Source organism: Psychrobacter sp. 1U2 (genome assembly GCF_051847575.1).
This window is the reverse complement of the sequence record NZ_JBPYDC010000184.1, coordinates 1-1,489: the sequence shown is the minus strand read 5'-3', so window position 1 is coordinate 1,489 and position 1,489 is coordinate 1. Positions and strand designations below refer to the sequence as shown.

General features: G+C 41.7%; 2 protein-coding genes. One reads left to right on the top strand and one right to left on the bottom strand.

The genetic code is table 11. The features are described from left to right. On the top strand, positions 1 to 1,339 hold a 1,339-nt coding region (locus tag ACS8FD_RS14305), incomplete at its 5' end, for a mechanosensitive ion channel domain-containing protein (RefSeq protein ID WP_439276351.1). Here the strand turns inward: ACS8FD_RS14305 and ACS8FD_RS14300 are convergent. Next, a partial coding sequence (locus ACS8FD_RS14300; RefSeq protein ID WP_439276350.1) for a hypothetical protein occupies positions 1,310 to 1,489 on the bottom strand: 180 nt, incomplete at its 5' end. The genes ACS8FD_RS14305 and ACS8FD_RS14300 overlap by 30 nt on opposite strands.

Here is a 1,489-nt window from a genome sequence, read left to right as displayed (position 1 = left end):
TGAAACCACGCCCACTTTGCAAAAAGACAATGAGATTCGTCAACGTATCAACGGTATTTTCTCTGAGATTGATGGTTTACAAGCTGTTGATGTGAGCGTTACTCAAGGTGTCGTCACCTTGGGTGGAGAGACCCCTAATGAAAAAAAGGCGCAACAAGCGATCAATTTAACCAATCGTCTAACAGATGTAGTAACGGTTGAAGACAATATTAATCGAACGCTCGATGTGCAAGACAATGTGTCAACAGTATATCAAGGACTGAAGACTCAAGGTATAAACCTAATCAAAGCCACTCCATTGCTGTTAGTCGGTATTGTATTATTTGGTATGGTGGCATGGTTTGGTAGCTGGCTATCTAAACGACAAAAAATGTGGCAGCGTCTTACTCCCAATCCTTTTGTAGCTGAGTTACTGGCGCAAACTATTAAAGTAATCTTTATCATCTTTGGTTTGATATTGGCCTTGAGCCTGATAGGTGCTGAGACCATCTTAGGTACGCTTCTTGGCGGGGCAGGGGTCATCGGTATCGCTGTTGGTTTCGCAGTCAAAGATACTATTGAGAACTATATAGCCTCTTTAATGCTCAGTATTCGCCAGCCATTTCGTGCCCGCGACCAAGTCGTAATCAATGGTCAAGAAGGTATCGTGGTGCGTCTGACCTCAAGAGCAACGATTTTAATGACGCTAGATGGTAATCAGCTGCGTATTCCTAACGCTGAAGTCTTCAAAGGTACGATTTTAAATTACACCAAAAACCCTGAGCGCCGTTTTACCTTCGAGCTGGGTGTAGATGCCAATGACGATCCACTCGCAGCGATTAAAGTCGGACTTGATGCGATATACAAATCAGACTTTGTGTTGGATGAGCCTAGAGCTATTGCTATCATAGCCAACGTTGGTGACTCTAATATTATTCTTGAATTTCAAGTATGGGTGGATCAGTCAGAAACTGATTTTGCAAAAGCCCGTAGTATTGCTATTCGTGAAACCAAACACGCTTTAGAAAACGAAGGTTTTAGCTTGCCTGAACCTATTTATCGTTTACGTTTCAACGATAAGTTGGAAACAGCCTTTGAGCATATGCAAGAGAGTAGAAGTAAAACAGGCTCTGAGATGACTGTCACACCGCTAACTTCTGGTGCAGAAAACCAGCAGACCAAAGATGACAAGGATAAACAGCAAGCAAAGGCGCGTGCAAAGCAAATTTTGGATGGGCGCGACAGCAAAGATGTATTTGATGCCCGTCCTGATGAAAAACTTATGCAAAAAGTTGAGCAGGAAATTGCAGAGAATTCTGATGAGACTGATCTATTGAATAACAATAGCCCACAAGAATAAGCTGTATGGATAAACGTAAAAAAGGCTAAAGATGACTTTAGCCTTTTTTGTTATTTTAGTATTTTGTCTAAACCTAGCTCTTTTTATTTGAACCTTTGCGGCTTCGGCCATTACTTTTCTTGGCGGCGCTTTTTTTCGTTTGATCTTTTT